Here is a 14,255-nt window from a genome sequence, read left to right as displayed (position 1 = left end):
AATCGAATAATCGCGATTATTCAGTGTTTTTGTCTCTCAATTGCTGCAAATTTCTCGATGATTGACGCCGAAACTCAGTTGGCGTTTGGCTTACTCGCTTTCGAAACTGATGCCGAAAGGTGCTCTCAGATGCAAACCCGCAATGGTAAGCAATGTGTGACACCGTTGACGAGGTCGTGGCAAGCAGCTCCTTGGCGCGATCCACTCGCGCTCGCGTTAGCCATTCAATCACCGGCAGTCCGACGACATTTTTAAACGCTCGCTGAAAGGTGCGCGACGTCATATCCATTTGGCTTGCAAGCGAATCCACCGTATGAGATTCAGACAAGTGCTCTCTAACCCAATCCATAACTTCCGCTATCCTAGTCTGCGATGTCGCCATCGCCTGCTGCGAAACGATCTGCAACTGCTCTCCATCTCGGTAAGCAGGAATAACAAGGCGCTGTGCTACCATGTTAGCAATCCGATAACCGTAATCCTGTCGCACGATATAGAGCATCATATCCAACCCGGCGGCCGAACCCGCAGAGGTCACAATGTTCCCATCTTCAATGTATAACGAAGATGATGACACCCGAAGGCTTGGATAGCGCAGTGAAAGTAGGTGTGAGTGGTGCCAATGTGTTGTCGCCGCGCGCCCGTTTAACAATCCCGCTGCCGCAAGCACAAATGCCCCGGTGCAAATACTGCAGATTCGTGCACCACGTTCATGCGCACGTTTTAGTGCATTCACCAACACCTTGGGTGGCCGCTCATTCACATCTCGCCAGCCGGGAAGAATAATGGTGTCGGCTTGCTCTAGTACCTCAGGGCCGTGTTCAAACGTCACCGATACGCCCCCAATGGCTTGTACTGTACGTGACTCTATGCCACAAACCTTAAACTGGTACCAATCGACGCCAAGCTCCGGTCGCTCAAGTCCAAAGATTTCCACCGCGCAGCCAAACTCAAAGGTTCTCAGTGACTCGAATCCCACTAAAACAACAGAGTGTGGCAGCGAGTTGGCATGATCTTGGGGAATTTTGTCTCTATCCATCCTGTTGTATGAGCCTTTTTGCTTATAGCCTTTTTATAAGATTACCACATATGGACTTTAGCCAAGCGATGAACCTGACGACCTACTTCAAATTATTTCTCTCTGCTTTTTTTTGGGGAGGCTCGGCGATTGCTGGGAAAATAGCGATGGAGACCTTTTCAGTCTCCATGGTCACCATTTTGCGATTTGGTATTGCCGCTTTGGTGCTGGCACTGCTCTATCGACGACAAGTTCAACACTATTCCATGCCTTTAATGCGTCACTTTAAAGTGGCGCTGACCGCATTCTTTGGGATCACGGCATGCTATTACTTTTACTTTCGAGGCCTTGAACTGTCGAGTGCGTTCAATGCGGGAGTCATTGAAGCTACGATTCCATGCCTAACACTGTTTATCGCTGTCTGCAGCGGCAAGCGAGAGAGTTTCACAAAAGTGATTGGCTTTTTAGGAGCCTATGTTGGGGTTATTTACATCGTATTTGATGGGCAATTGGAGAAACTGCTCAATATTGACTATTCGGTTGGCGATTTGCTGCTGTTACTTAGCACTTTCTGCTTTGCGGTTTACAACATTTTTGTGGAGCGCAATAAACAAGATACGCCTAACAATCTTTTTATGTACTACATCTTCCTGTACGGAAGCCTATTACTGCTGCCTTGGCCACTTTTGGAGTGGTGGATGATGGATAGTGCCATGGTATTAAAGCCGGTTGGGCTAGACGCCATTATTGCCGTTCTGTTTATGGCATTGGGGGGCTCTGTGGTGGCGTATCTATTTTTTAACCAAGCCATTTCCGTTATCGGTGCCGCCAGTGCGTCATCATTTATTAATTTGGTACCTGTGATTACCGTGTTCCTATCGGTGTTCTACCTTAAGGAAGAGATATCCATCAGTCAGTGGATAGGGTCTGCGATCATCTTTGTCGGTGTGGCTATCTCCAACTATGAACCAAAGCGTCGCCAAGCTCCTAGAAGCCCGTTAACCAACAAACCGGCTGAGTAAAACTCAAAAGACAAACTAAGGGCAGACGAAAAAAAACCGCGATATCAACTATCGCGGTTTTTCAAACATCACTGTTTACTTTTGCTTACGGTTAATTGGCTCAACGTAAGACAGTGCCATATCCCATGGCTGTTCGATCCAACAATCTTGGTCGATATCAACAATGTATTCGTCAACTAGCTCAACGCCAGCAGGCTTAGCACACACTGTTACTAGTTTAGCTTTAGGGTACATTTCACGGATTTTACGAGCCGTGTCGCCGCTATCTACTAGATCATCAACGATTAGGTAACCTTCACCGTCGTGCTCTGGTGCTTTCAGTACCGTCATATCACGTTGGTGATCGTGGTCGTAGCTAGAGATACATACTGTGTCTACATAACGAATACCTAGCTCACGAGCTAGAATCGCAGCTGGTACTAGACCGCCACGACTTACACCGATAATGCCTTTCCACTGTTCAGCTGGCATTTGACGCTCAGCGAGTTGACGGCAATATGCGTGCATATTGTCCCAAGTGATGATGAATTTGTTAGCCATAATAATAACCTAATTAAACCGTATTCGAGACTTAAGCAGCCACAATGTACTTGATGACAAAGATTGCAGACATTACCCAAACACTCATGGATACTTCGCGACCTTTACCACTCAATGCTTTAATAGCAGCGTAAGCGATGAAGCCAAGTGAGATGCCTTCTGCAATTGAGAATGTAAATGGCATCAGCAAGCAAGTTACAACAACCGGTGCCGCTTCAGTGATGTCTCTCCAATCGATACCAACTAGACCAGACATCATGAGGATTGCTACATAGAATAGCGCACCCGCGGTTGCGTAAGCTGGGATCATACCCGCCAAAGGCGAGAAGAATAATGCAAGTACAAACAAAATGCCAACAACAACTGCAGTCAGACCAGTACGACCACCTGCTGCAACGCCAGCTGTACTTTCTACATAAGAGGTGGTGTTTGATGTACCGAGTAGTGCACCTACTGAAGTCGCTGTTGAGTCAGCCAGCAGTGCTTTGTTTAGACGAGGGATTTTACCATCTTTACCGATAAGGTCTGCTTTTTGGGCTACGCCTACTAACGTGCCTGCCGTATCGAACAAGTCAACAAATAGGAAAGCAAACACAACAGAAATCATACCGATTTCGAACACTGCAGAAAAATCAAGCTGCATGAACGTTGGTGCAATGCTTGGTGGCGTAGACATAATGCCGCCCCACTGAACATCACCAAAAATAAGGCCTAGACCTGTTACTGCAAGGATGGCAATCATAACCGCGCCTTTAACACCACGGTGAACAAGAGCGATAGTAATGAAGAAACCAACAGCAGCCAGTGTAGCTGGTAGAGAAGTAATGTGACCTAGAGATACAAGCGTCGCTGGGTTATCAACTACGATACCCGCATTCTTCAGAGCAATCAGCGCTAGGAACAGACCGATACCCGCTGAGATACCGGTACGAAGCGACATAGGAATGGAGTTAATAATCCACTCACGGATCTTAAACACACTCAGTAGAATGAATAAAATACCAGAGCAGAATACCGCCGCCAGTGCGACTTGCCATGTATAACCCATACCCAGAACAACCGCGTAGGTAAAGAAGGCGTTTAGACCCATACCTGGCGCTTGAGCAATTGGGTAGTTAGCAACAAAACCCATGATAAAACAGCCAATCGCAGCTGCTAGACAGGTTGCAACGAATACTGCGCCGCGATCCATGCCGGCATCAGCTAGAATTGCTGGGTTAACAAAAATAATATAAGCCATCGTCAGGAAGGTAGTGATACCTGCGATAATCTCAGTGCGCACTGTGGTGCCATTTTCACTGAGCTTGAACAGCTTCTCGAGCATAATCGAATCCCTAAAAAGTGTAAAAAGTAAACGGTTGCGTAAACGATTGGCGCGAATTATAAGGTTATCAAAACGCAAATTCCAGCTAGAATTTAGACTCTAATCAACATATTTTCCGGTTGATATGAAACCTATTCGGTAACGACTGCTAACAAATTGAAATAGTTACCGCATTTACGCCCTATTTAATCATAGCGATAAGGTGGGATAACTGGACGAAAATTCACCATACTTTTTGAGATTAAGATGGCATTTCTTAGAAAAAGGTAAAAAAAACGCCACTCCTGAGAGTGGCGGTAGAATAATTTGGTCATCAATTGGGGTATATAACCAACAATAAATTCTCAATTTAGGGGAAAATCTTAATTACTATCTACCGTAGTAGACATTGTACGCGAAGTCTTTCGTATATACGTTTTGGCTGGTCCAAAACATCGCGCTTGCTAAACCTTGCATAACATCACCTTCTAACAAAACAAATAGTGGATAAAGTTGCTTTGAATCTCGGTTCCTTGGAGGCGATAAATCGGGCTCAATCCTTGAACAAGCTATGTTGAATCAATCAACTGTTCAAAAGAATACCATATTGAATTTAAATTACAAGACCAATAGCGATCCAAGTCACATAAATTTCATAATTCCTGAAATTCACCACCAATTTTGTAATTTTATTACGGATAATGTTATCATCAATATGCACTTCTGCGCACTTTGTAAATCATTTCAGTAACACCCAACATTACATAATTGCTTTGCTTTTACTACTCGTTGTTTACAACTAATGGTATTCTTGCCTTTATCTTAAATAAGCTAGAAAACCAGATGTTTTCACCTCGAATCCAAACATCTGAGGAATAACAATCTAGCCTAGTCTGCATAAAGGAGAGTTCCGTGTCTGAATTCCATTCTGAAATCAGCAAGTTGTCACCGGCACCGGTTTGGCAATTTTTCGACAAAATCTGCTCAATCCCACACCCTTCAAAGCATGAAGAAGCATTAGCACAGTACATTATTGGCTGGGCGAAAGAGCAGGGTCTTGATGTAAAACGCGACGCGACAGGCAACGTATTCATTAAAAAGCCAGCAACGGCAGGCATGGAAGACAAGAAAGGAGTGGTTCTACAAGCGCACATCGATATGGTGCCTCAAAAAAATGAAGACACTGACCACGATTTCACTCAAGACCCAATCCAGCCATACATTGATGGTGAGTGGGTAACCGCAAAAGGCACAACGCTAGGTGCTGATAATGGCATCGGTATGGCAACGTGCCTAGCTGTACTTGCTTCAAACGATATCAAACACGGCCCACTAGAGGTTCTACTGACCATCGATGAAGAAGCTGGCATGACTGGCGCATTCGGTCTAGAGGCAGGTTGGTTAGAAGGTGACATTCTTCTAAACACTGACTCAGAACAAGAAGGCGAAGTATACATGGGTTGTGCGGGCGGTATTGACGCAGCTATCACGTTCGACATCACTCGCGAAGCGGCACCTCAAGGCTATGTTGCACGTCAGCTAACACTGAAAGGTTTGAAAGGCGGCCACTCTGGCTGTGATATTCACACTGGTCGTGGCAACGCCAACAAACTGCTTGGCCGTTTCTTAGCAGGTCACGCAAAGGAACTTGGTGCTCGCCTAATTGAATTCCGTGGTGGCAGCCTACGTAACGCTATTCCACGCGAAGGTTTTGTTACTTTAGCACTACCAGAAGAAAACCTAGCGAAGCTAGAAGAACTTTACAGCTTCTACACTGAGCTCCTGAAATCTGAGCTAGGCGCTATTGAAACTGACATTATTAGCTTTAACGAAGCCGCAAATCTTGGCGATGTGTTCGAGTCTAACGCTCAATCCCGCTTTATCGCAGCACTGAATGCTTGTCCGAATGGTGTTATTCGTATGAGTGACGACATTGAAGGTGTCGTTGAGACGTCACTAAACGTTGGTGTAATCACGACGCAAGCGGATAAAGTTGAAGTGCTATGCCTTATTCGCTCGCTTATCGATTCTGGCCGCTCTCAAGTAGAAGGCATGCTAGCATCAGTCGCAGAGCTTGCCGGTGCGACGATTGAGTGCTCTGGTGCTTACCCTGGTTGGAAACCAGACCCAGAGTCAGAGATCATGGCTATCTTCCGTGATATGTACGAAGGTATCTACGGTCACAAACCAAACATCATGGTGATCCACGCGGGTCTAGAGTGTGGCCTATTCAAAGAACCGTATCCAAACATGGACATGGTCTCTTTCGGCCCAACCATTAAGTTCCCTCACTCGCCTGACGAGAAAGTAAAAATCGACACGGTTGAGCTATTCTGGAACCAAATGGTAGCCCTACTAGAAGCGATTCCTGCTAAAGCTTAATTTAGCCAGTATTGTGATTGATAAGCCGATGTTTAACCAAAACATCGGCTTTTTTGTTTCACATCAATTGTGGCTTTTGAGTTTCCTCTGCAGCCTGTGTATATTGAGACCAGTTATCATTTTTAGAGAAAGACATTATGCAAGTTTACGGTTGTTGTGAATTGGTTCGTGAAATCTACGCACAAATTGGTAGTGGCGACCAAGCCTACATTCCACAAGCAATCTCATGTGCCGTCCGAGCACTAAACGAAGTGGCTGCCAATGAAAGCCTGCCAAAAGATGTCCGTGAACAAGCGGCATTCGCGGCGGCAAACTTATTGATTTCGGATTTTGAAGACAAGTAGAGACTAAAGATGAATCTAGCCAACTTTGAAACTATGGATCCTGTGATGCTAATGAGTATCGTCAACATGAAACTGCGTGACGACTTTGGCGGGGATTTAGATAAGCTCGTCAACTACTTCGACATTAGCAAATCGGCTCTTATCGAGAAGCTTGCCAGTGCTGGCTTTGACTTTCTAGAAGATGCAGGTCAGTTCAGGTAAACAAAAACACCGCTAGGTTTCCCTCAGCGGTGTTTTTTCATTCTTGATTCATAGTCAGTGATTAGCCAAATGACGCCCAGATCACGGTAACGACGAGCACTGGGCAGATAAACTTCACGTACCAAGGCCATACCTTACCAAACCAGCCAAGTTGGAAGTCTGGGCAACCTTGCTCAAGCTCTTTGATCTTACTCGCCCGGCTCCATACCCAACCACCAAACAAGCAGAACAACAGTGCAGCAATAGGCTGTAAGTATTGCGTTGCAACCATAGCGACAAAGCCGAACAGTCCACCAAAGTTAAATACAATGTAGATACTAAACAGCGCAATAAGCGCACCGAGTACCCAACTGGTTTTCTTACGACCGGTGTTAAAGCGCTCATCGACAAGGGCAACCGGACACTCCAGCATCGAGATAGATGAAGTTAGCGCTGCAATGGTCAATAGCAAGAAGAACACCACAGAGAACACTAAACCAAGCATGCCCAATGACTCAAACATCAATGGTAATACTGTAAAGACCAAAGTATCTGAGCTGAGCAATGAGCCATCTTCTGCGTAAATCTGAACGCCTTTTTGCATCGCGACAAACATTGCCGGCATCACCACAAGACCAGCTATAAACGCCACCGACGTATCTACTAAGGTCACATTCATCGCCATCTTCGGTAGGTTCTCTTTTTTCGACAAATAAGAGCCGTAGATAAGCATTGAACAGCCACCAATCGTCAACGAGAAGAAGCCTTGTCCCATGGCTGCGAGAATGAGTTTTCTGTCCCATACTTTTTCAAAATCTGGGATCAAGTAATGTTTAAGACCTTCAATTGCACCTTGCTGCATCATGATATAGATAAACAGCAGTCCAAAAAGGATAAACAGCGATGGCATCAAGCGTGTCGACCATTTTTCAATGCCCTTCTTTACCCCGCCTTGAACAATCAACACCGTCAACAGATAGAAAAGCACCGTACCAAACACGTTTCTTTCGACACTAAAACCTTTGAACCAATCTGCAAGTGACGTCAGGCCGGCGATGTCTGCCAATGCGCCAAACAAGAAGCAAATCAGCCAACCACCAACAATGGAATAGAACGCCAATACCGCGCAAGGTACGGCTAGGCCAATCCATCCGACCATACCACCAATAAGTTTACCGATAGGGTTGGAGGTAAGAGATTTCATACTATCGACAGGGTTCGCCTGACCATGTCGACCGATGGCCATTTCCACCACTAACATAGGAAACGCCACGACCAATATCATGACTAAATACACCAAAAGGAAAGCACCACCACCGTTGCTGGCAGCTTGTGTTGGGAAACCCCAAATATTGCCCAATCCAACGGCCGCACCTGCAGCGGCAAGAATAAAGCCTAATCGGGAACCAAAGCGCTCTCTTGGAGCGGAAGATGTGTTTGACATACCTACTGCACTTACCATATCGTACTAGTTTGCTGGTACGGTATGTGAAAAATGAGTGAAGAGCAAATGTTTTTGGGGTAATACTCTAATTTTTGCCATCCAAGCAAAGAAAGAATCCACAAGGTGAGCACCATGTAGATATCCAGTCTAAAAAAGTCTACTTAAATAAAATAAAAAGCCCCAAAGCAAACACCTATTTACCTTGGGGCGAACGCATCATTTAGAGCAGTGATTAGATAGTAAAGACTTGATAGTCCTTAAGCTCCGGAATGGTTTTCTGTAACTGCTGCTCTTGCTCTGCGACATCATTGAGTGAATCACAGTACTCTTCTGCCTGCTGCTTTAATGACTCTGACTGCTCTTTCATGGTGTCCGACATTTTTGCTTTGAGTTCATCCATCTGCTTAGAGAGCTCTGTAAGATTTAACCCACCCTCTTCACTCATCTTTTCTTGTAACGCAGTAAATGCACTACTGAAAAATTCTTTGTTGAAGACCTCTTTTGCCTTTGCTAAATCTTGCTCCCAATTGTCCATAAAACTGCTAAAGGCTTCAGACTTTAGGACAAAATCACCGCTCTCTTCGTAGCGAGATTGAACATCAGCAAAAAACTCACCAACCGCTTGTTTGACGTTTTGAAACGCCTCAGAGTTATCGAAACTCTCAGCGACGTCATCGATAAGTTCATTGGTCAACTCAAGGCCATTAGACGCGAGCTCTTTCGCTTGAGGCACGTACTTGTTCATGTTCTCACGATAGCTTTCCAAGGCATCTTGTTGTAGCTGACTCAGTTCAATCGCTTTACCGTTAATGAACAGGTTATTGTCTTCATCAATCAAGACTTTAGAACTGGCTTTAACGATTTCTACTTGTTCACCATCTAGGTGAACTTCATTCTTAATGTCCACTCCGCACTGCCCAAAAGCGTAAGCATTGCTCGCCACTAAAGCACTGCTAAGTGCGACAACGCTAAGCAGCGCTGTTGTCGTTGGAAAAAGTTTAGGTAATTTCATAGCACACCCTATTGGTCAGATCGTCTGTACAGTTCTCGAAGCGATCCAAAGTCGTTACTGAATCGCGATAATAGCATAGTGCTGCACGGAATCTCCGATAGCCAGACTCACTTCATCATCTATATTCTGCCCAAGCAAAGCCTTACCGAGTGGCGAATGGGGAGTCACCACAGTGAGCGCCGCCAACACAGAGTCCGTTGTTACCTCAGCATCCTTTATTGTCACGCCACCGCCACAGGGCAACATCCAATACCATGCGATATGCTCATCATCATTCTCGACACAAACTAAAGCCGTTAACCCAACACTGTCTTGCTCAAAAAATTCTCGCAGCGTCGTGCGCTTTAGCGTTGCGATGTCGTTCTTTACTTGCTCTAAACGCATCGCCTGACCATGTGCCAAATAGGACGCTTCCAGTGCTAACGTGTCATATTTGTGCTCTGGTACGGTTTCTTCATTGGTCGCAGCATCCACGGTTTGCTCCATGGCAGAGACCAGTGTTGTCACTTTGCTTTCAAGTTCATTTATCACTGCAGTCAGCAGTGCGCGCTTGTCCATACTATTCCTCAAACATTGACAGTTGCCGAGCTTGCTCTAAAGGCTCTAGCATCACACTCAGCCCCAGCAGCCGAATTTCTCGCCCTTGTTGCCTTTCAAGTACCTCGCGAAGCAGGTCTTTGAAATAAGGGAGATCAAGCTGGTTGTGTACGTGTTCAATGGTGGTTAACTTAAAGTCTGCAAACTTTACCTTAATTCCTTGTTTGATGACATTGCGTTTAGGCGTCGCTCTTGCGAGGCGAGATTCGAGTTCAGGATACAGTTTGTCTTCAATCACCTGCCAACACTCCTCAAAACTGGAGATGTTGACGCTAAAGGTGCGCTCAACGCCAATCGACTTTCTTTCTCGCTCCACGACAACTTGTCTCTCATCAATGCCATGACTTTTCTTCCATAAGGAAGCCCCCAAACGACCGAAGCGCACAATCAAATCTCGGTAGTCACTATTGCGAATATCTAAGCAGGTAAAAAAGCCGGCACTATTGAGCTTATCTAAACTAACCTTCCCGACACCCGGTATTTTGCCCAAATCCAACTCATCAACCACTTGCTGCACTTGATCGGGCGGGATCACAAACTGCCCATTGGGTTTATTCATATCCGAGGCAATCTTGGCCAAAAACTTAAGCGGCGCCACCCCGGCAGACGCGGTCAGTTGCAGTTCATTCCAGATATCGGCACGAATACGCTCAGCAATGCGCGTCGCTGAGTTTTGACAGTGAGGGGAGTCTGTGACATCCAGGTAGGCCTCATCTAGCGACAGCGGCTCAATGAGCGAGGTATAGCGAGCAAAAATCGCACGAATGTGCTTTGAGGCTTCTTTGTAGACTTCCATTCGTCCAGGGACGAGAAGCAAATTAGGACATAACTTTAGGGCTTGAGCCGTTGGCATCGCCGAACGGACGCCAAACTTCCTCGCTTCATAATTACAAGTGCTGATCACCCCACGCTGGCGCTCGCTACCACCAACCGCCAGGGGCTTACCTCGATAATGTGGATTATCACGCATCTCTACCGCAGCGTAGAAGCAATCCATATCCACATGGATGAATTTTCGAATAGAGTCAGACACGGCATTAAGCTGTTTATTTATACAGTTAAAAGTATACGCCGATTTTGAGTGAGAACCAACCAAAAAGACCAGAGCGTTGCTCTGGTCTTTCATGCGCATTTATCGATTCACGTATCGATTAGGCAATGCGATCTTTTTCCCAAGCAGCCAGCTTCTCTGCACGAGCTTGCTCACGTGCTTCACGCTTTTTACGTGCATCACATGGCTCAGGGCAGTTACAAACTTTATCAATGCTTAGCGCACCAAGACCACCACAGCTGCCTTTTACCACTTTCTTTTGGAAGATGTAACCAACGGACATGGCAACAATCACCGCAAGAAAAATGCCGAAAGTAATTAGAAATGTACTCATAGTTGTCACCCGTTACTTGTTGAGGTAAGGCTTGAATGCGCTAGACGCGATTTCATCAAACCCATCTTCTGTTTTTACAATAATAAACGCTGGAATGCTATTTTTCTCGGCAACTTCAAGCGCTTTGTCTTGACCTAGAACCATCAAACCCGTCGCCAAACCGTCTGCTGTCATCGAAGACTTGTCGAGAACAGTAACAGAAACGACTTTATTGTTGATCGGCTTACCCGTCTTTGGGTCAATGATGTGCGAGTAGCGAACGCCATCTTGTTCGAAGTAGTTACGGTAATCGCCCGAGGTTGCAATAGCCATGTCGCCCGGCTCAATGATTTCCTGAACTCTACGCTCATCCGTTGCTGGCTTTTCAATCGCGATACGCCATTTCACACCTTCGCGATTCAGGCCTTTCAAACGCATCTCGCCACCCACTTCGACCATGTAATCTTGAACCCCAATTTGGTTCAGATACCCAGCCAATACATCGACACCCCACCCTTTTGCGATAGTCGATAAATCCACATACAAACCATGCAGGTCTTTCTTAAGTGTCGTGTCTGTTGCAGACAAGTGTTTTATGCCTGTTTGGGCTTTACGTTCCGCAAGCTGCTTTGCTGTAGGCACAACTTCTGGACGAGCCTCAGGGCCAAAGCCCCAGAGGTTAACCAAAGGACCGACAGTGACATCAAGTGCGCCTTGTGTTACCTCGCTAAGACGAATCGCTTCTTTCACCACAATTGCTGTTTGCTTTGAGACTGGAAATGCCTCAGTGCCATAGAAACGATTAAAGCGACTTAGCTCTGAATCTTGACGATACGTCGACATTTGATCGTTAACTTGCTCCAGTAGACGATTAAGCTCTGCTTGGATCGTTTCTGGTTTTGGGCTGCTATCGGTCGCAATGTATTTCACATTATAAATCGTGCCCATGGTCGGGCCACTCAAATGCACCTGTTCGCGATCGTTACCGCAAGCGGTCAACAGTACCGAGGCTAGCAACGTTGCTAACACGAGTTTTAATTGTTTGGTTAGATGAAACATGCCTTTACTCACCTAATGAATTTAAAAATGCTCACATTTACAGCATCTTGATTGATGTACTTGCAAAAGAAAGCACTCTTTATTTTGCTCAACTTCTAAAAACAAATGGCCAGCTCACATGAGCCAGCCATGTTTATTACTTCAAGGAAGATTAACCACCGAAGTCATCTAGAAGGATGTTTTCATCTTCTACACCAAGATCTTTCAGCATGCCGATGACAGCCGCGTTCATCATTGGTGGACCACACATGTAGTATTCACAATCTTCTGGCGCTTCGTGATCTTTGAGGTAGTTCTCATAGATGACGTTGTGGATGAAGCCTGTGTAACCATCCCAGTTATCTTCTGGCATTGGGTCAGACAGAGCAACGTGCCATTGGAAGTTATCATTTTCAGCTTGTAGGCCGTCGAAGTCTTCCACATAGAACATTTCACGACGTGAACGTGCACCATACCAGAATGACATCTTACGCTTAGAGTTCAGACGCTTAAGCTGGTCAAAGATGTGCGAACGCATTGGTGCCATACCAGCACCACCACCGATGAAGACCATCTCGTTGTCAGTATCTTTCGCGAAGAACTCACCAAATGGACCAGAGATCGTACACTTGTCACCTTCTTTCAGTGACCAGATGAACGAAGACATGATACCAGGTGGTACATCAGGATTATTAGGCGGTGGCGTAGCGATACGCACGTTCAGCATAATAATGCCTTCTTCTTCTGGGTAGTTAGCCATTGAGTATGCACGGATGCACTCTTCGTTAACTACAGACTCGTAGCGGAACAGGTTAAACTTGTCCCAATCTTCACGGTACTCTTCTGGTACGTCGAAGTCAGAGTATTTAACGTGGTGAGCAGGCGCTTCAATCTGGATGTAACCACCAGCACGGAAAGGTACTGATTCGCCATCTGGGATTTGAAGCTTAAGCTCTTTGATGAATGTCGCTTTGTTATCGTTAGAGATAACAGAACATTCCCACTTCTTAACGCCGAAGATCTCTTCTGGAAGCTCGATGTCCATGTCAGTCTTCATTGCTACCTGACACGCTAGACGCTCACCTTCACGCGCTTCACCTTTAGAGATATGGTCAAGCTCGGTTGGTAGAATGTCACCACCGCCAGATTTCACTTTTACGCGACACTGACCACAAGAGCCACCGCCACCACAAGCAGATGATACGAATACGCCAGCGCCTGCTAGTGCATTCAACAGTTTGCCACCTGGTTGTGTGGTGATCGCGAGATCAGGGTTTTCGTTTACAGAGATCGTGATGTCGCCTGTTGGTACTAGCTTAGATTTGGCGAACAAAATCACCAAAACTAGGGCTAGAACAATCAGCGTAAACATCACTACACCAAGAATAATGTCCATTGACTATTCCTTATACCTTACAGTTGAACACCAGAGAATGACATGAAGCCTAGTGCCATCAGACCTACCGTGATGAACGTGATACCAAGACCACGAAGACCAGGAGGAACGTCAGAGTACTTCATCTTCTCACGGATACCTGCTAGCGCAACGATAGCTAGCATCCAACCCACACCAGAACCAAAGCCGTACACGACAGATTCTGCAAAGTTGTAATCACGCTGTACCATGAATGATACACCACCAAAGATCGCACAGTTAACCGTGATTAGCGGTAGGAAGATACCCAGTGCGTTGTACAAAGGCGGGAAGAAGCGATCTAGTACCATCTCTAGGATCTGAACTAGCGCTGCGATTACACCAATGAAGGTAATAAAGTTCAAGAAGCTAAGGTCGATACCGGCAACCAACGCATTCTCTCTTAGCACTAGGTTATACAGCAGGTTGTTCACAGGTACCGCAACGGTAAGAACAACGATAACTGCTACACCCAGACCAAAAGAGGTCTTAACTTTCTTAGATACCGCAAGGAATGTACACATACCTAAGAAGAAAGATAGCGCCAAGTTTTCAATGAAAATCGACTTAACAAGTAGACTAATATAATGTTCCATGACT

General features: G+C 45.8%; 15 protein-coding genes. 4 read left to right on the top strand and 11 right to left on the bottom strand.

What is annotated here, in order from left to right; all coding sequences use genetic code 11:
* Positions 1-16 precede the first annotated feature (16 nt).
* Positions 17-1,036, bottom strand: coding sequence for a transcriptional regulator FtrA (ftrA, locus tag ACJB0T_RS17105; protein ID WP_479290987.1), 1,020 nt, complete (start codon positions 1,034-1,036; stop codon positions 17-19).
* Positions 1,037-1,086: 50 nt separating this feature from the next.
* Here ftrA and ACJB0T_RS17100 point away from each other — a divergent pair, with 50 nt between their 5' ends.
* Positions 1,087-2,037, top strand: a complete 951-nt coding sequence (locus tag ACJB0T_RS17100) for a DMT family transporter (protein WP_479290990.1) — start codon at positions 1,087-1,089, stop codon at positions 2,035-2,037.
* Between the two features lie 75 nt (positions 2,038-2,112).
* Here ACJB0T_RS17100 and gpt read toward each other — a convergent pair whose 3' ends face one another.
* Both gpt and ACJB0T_RS17090 read right to left on the bottom strand, forming a co-directional pair.
* On the bottom strand, positions 2,113-2,577 hold the full coding sequence (gene gpt / locus ACJB0T_RS17095; RefSeq protein WP_042477599.1) for a xanthine phosphoribosyltransferase: 465 nt from the start codon (positions 2,575-2,577) through the stop codon (positions 2,113-2,115).
* A 31-nt stretch (positions 2,578-2,608) separates the two neighbouring features.
* Positions 2,609-3,901, bottom strand: coding sequence for an NCS2 family permease (locus ACJB0T_RS17090; RefSeq protein ID WP_479290992.1), 1,293 nt, complete (start codon positions 3,899-3,901; stop codon positions 2,609-2,611).
* A gap of 891 nt (positions 3,902-4,792) precedes the next feature.
* Between ACJB0T_RS17090 and ACJB0T_RS17085 the strand changes: the two genes are divergently transcribed.
* The 3 genes from ACJB0T_RS17085 to ACJB0T_RS17075 all read left to right on the top strand — a co-directional run bounded on the left by ACJB0T_RS17085 (position 4,793) and on the right by ACJB0T_RS17075 (position 6,807).
* Positions 4,793-6,262: an aminoacyl-histidine dipeptidase gene (locus ACJB0T_RS17085; protein WP_479290994.1), complete on the top strand. Its 1,470-nt coding sequence runs from the start codon at positions 4,793-4,795 to the stop codon at positions 6,260-6,262.
* A 137-nt stretch (positions 6,263-6,399) separates the two neighbouring features.
* Complete coding sequence (locus ACJB0T_RS17080; RefSeq protein WP_042496892.1) at positions 6,400-6,606, top strand: YaeP family protein; 207 nt, start codon at positions 6,400-6,402, stop codon at positions 6,604-6,606.
* A 9-nt stretch (positions 6,607-6,615) separates the two neighbouring features.
* Positions 6,616-6,807 carry a DUF4250 domain-containing protein gene (locus ACJB0T_RS17075; protein WP_479290996.1) on the top strand — a complete coding sequence of 64 codons (192 nt, stop codon included), beginning with the start codon at positions 6,616-6,618 and terminating at the stop codon, positions 6,805-6,807.
* A 61-nt stretch (positions 6,808-6,868) separates the two neighbouring features.
* Here the strand turns inward: ACJB0T_RS17075 and ACJB0T_RS17070 are convergent, their stop codons facing one another.
* The 8 genes from ACJB0T_RS17070 to nqrE all read right to left on the bottom strand — a co-directional run bounded on the left by ACJB0T_RS17070 (position 6,869) and on the right by nqrE (position 14,251).
* Complete coding sequence (locus ACJB0T_RS17070; RefSeq protein WP_479290998.1) at positions 6,869-8,230, bottom strand: sodium-dependent transporter; 1,362 nt, start codon at positions 8,228-8,230, stop codon at positions 6,869-6,871.
* A 232-nt stretch (positions 8,231-8,462) separates the two neighbouring features.
* Entirely contained in the window at positions 8,463-9,206 is a 744-nt protein-coding gene (locus ACJB0T_RS17065; protein ID WP_479292301.1) for a DUF2884 family protein, read from the bottom strand.
* Between the two features lie 90 nt (positions 9,207-9,296).
* Positions 9,297-9,800, bottom strand: coding sequence for a GreA/GreB family elongation factor (locus tag ACJB0T_RS17060; protein WP_479291000.1), 504 nt, complete (start codon positions 9,798-9,800; stop codon positions 9,297-9,299).
* A 1-nt stretch (position 9,801) separates the two neighbouring features.
* A complete protein-coding gene (gene dinB / locus ACJB0T_RS17055; protein ID WP_479292303.1) occupies positions 9,802-10,872 on the bottom strand; it encodes a DNA polymerase IV in 1,071 nt (356 codons plus the stop codon).
* Between the two features lie 118 nt (positions 10,873-10,990).
* Positions 10,991-11,224 (bottom strand): (Na+)-NQR maturation NqrM, encoded by a 234-nt coding sequence (gene nqrM, locus ACJB0T_RS17050; RefSeq protein ID WP_042477741.1) that lies wholly within the window; start codon positions 11,222-11,224, stop codon positions 10,991-10,993.
* 12 nt (positions 11,225-11,236) lie between these two features.
* The gene (locus tag ACJB0T_RS17045; RefSeq protein WP_479291002.1) at positions 11,237-12,262 is read right to left on the bottom strand and encodes an FAD:protein FMN transferase; all 1,026 of its coding nucleotides are present in this window, start codon (positions 12,260-12,262) and stop codon (positions 11,237-11,239) included.
* A 151-nt stretch (positions 12,263-12,413) separates the two neighbouring features.
* Entirely contained in the window at positions 12,414-13,637 is a 1,224-nt protein-coding gene (gene nqrF / locus ACJB0T_RS17040; protein ID WP_479291004.1) for an NADH:ubiquinone reductase (Na(+)-transporting) subunit F, read from the bottom strand.
* A 17-nt stretch (positions 13,638-13,654) separates the two neighbouring features.
* The gene (gene nqrE / locus ACJB0T_RS17035; RefSeq protein ID WP_479291005.1) at positions 13,655-14,251 is read right to left on the bottom strand and encodes an NADH:ubiquinone reductase (Na(+)-transporting) subunit E; all 597 of its coding nucleotides are present in this window, start codon (positions 14,249-14,251) and stop codon (positions 13,655-13,657) included.
* Positions 14,252-14,255: the final 4 nt, after the last annotated feature.

This window comes from Vibrio sp. CB1-5, assembly GCF_059412285.1.
Note: the sequence above shows the minus strand (reverse complement) of the source record. Positions and strands in the feature narration are given on the sequence as shown.

Coding starts and splice junctions, on each gene's coding strand:
- ftrA (WP_479290987.1), bottom strand. CDS start 1,036: ATGGATAGAGACAAAATTCCCCAAGATCATGCCAACTCGCTGCCACAC.
- ACJB0T_RS17100 (WP_479290990.1), top strand. CDS start 1,087: ATGGACTTTAGCCAAGCGATGAACCTGACGACCTACTTCAAATTATTT.
- gpt (WP_042477599.1), bottom strand. CDS start 2,577: ATGGCTAACAAATTCATCATCACTTGGGACAATATGCACGCATATTGC.
- ACJB0T_RS17090 (WP_479290992.1), bottom strand. CDS start 3,901: ATGCTCGAGAAGCTGTTCAAGCTCAGTGAAAATGGCACCACAGTGCGC.
- ACJB0T_RS17080 (WP_042496892.1), top strand. CDS start 6,400: ATGCAAGTTTACGGTTGTTGTGAATTGGTTCGTGAAATCTACGCACAA.
- ACJB0T_RS17075 (WP_479290996.1), top strand. CDS start 6,616: ATGAATCTAGCCAACTTTGAAACTATGGATCCTGTGATGCTAATGAGT.
- ACJB0T_RS17070 (WP_479290998.1), bottom strand. CDS start 8,230: ATGTCAAACACATCTTCCGCTCCAAGAGAGCGCTTTGGTTCCCGATTA.
- ACJB0T_RS17060 (WP_479291000.1), bottom strand. CDS start 9,800: ATGGACAAGCGCGCACTGCTGACTGCAGTGATAAATGAACTTGAAAGC.
- nqrM (WP_042477741.1), bottom strand. CDS start 11,224: ATGAGTACATTTCTAATTACTTTCGGCATTTTTCTTGCGGTGATTGTT.
- ACJB0T_RS17045 (WP_479291002.1), bottom strand. CDS start 12,262: ATGTTTCATCTAACCAAACAATTAAAACTCGTGTTAGCAACGTTGCTA.
- nqrF (WP_479291004.1), bottom strand. CDS start 13,637: ATGGACATTATTCTTGGTGTAGTGATGTTTACGCTGATTGTTCTAGCC.
- nqrE (WP_479291005.1), bottom strand. CDS start 14,251: ATGGAACATTATATTAGTCTACTTGTTAAGTCGATTTTCATTGAAAAC.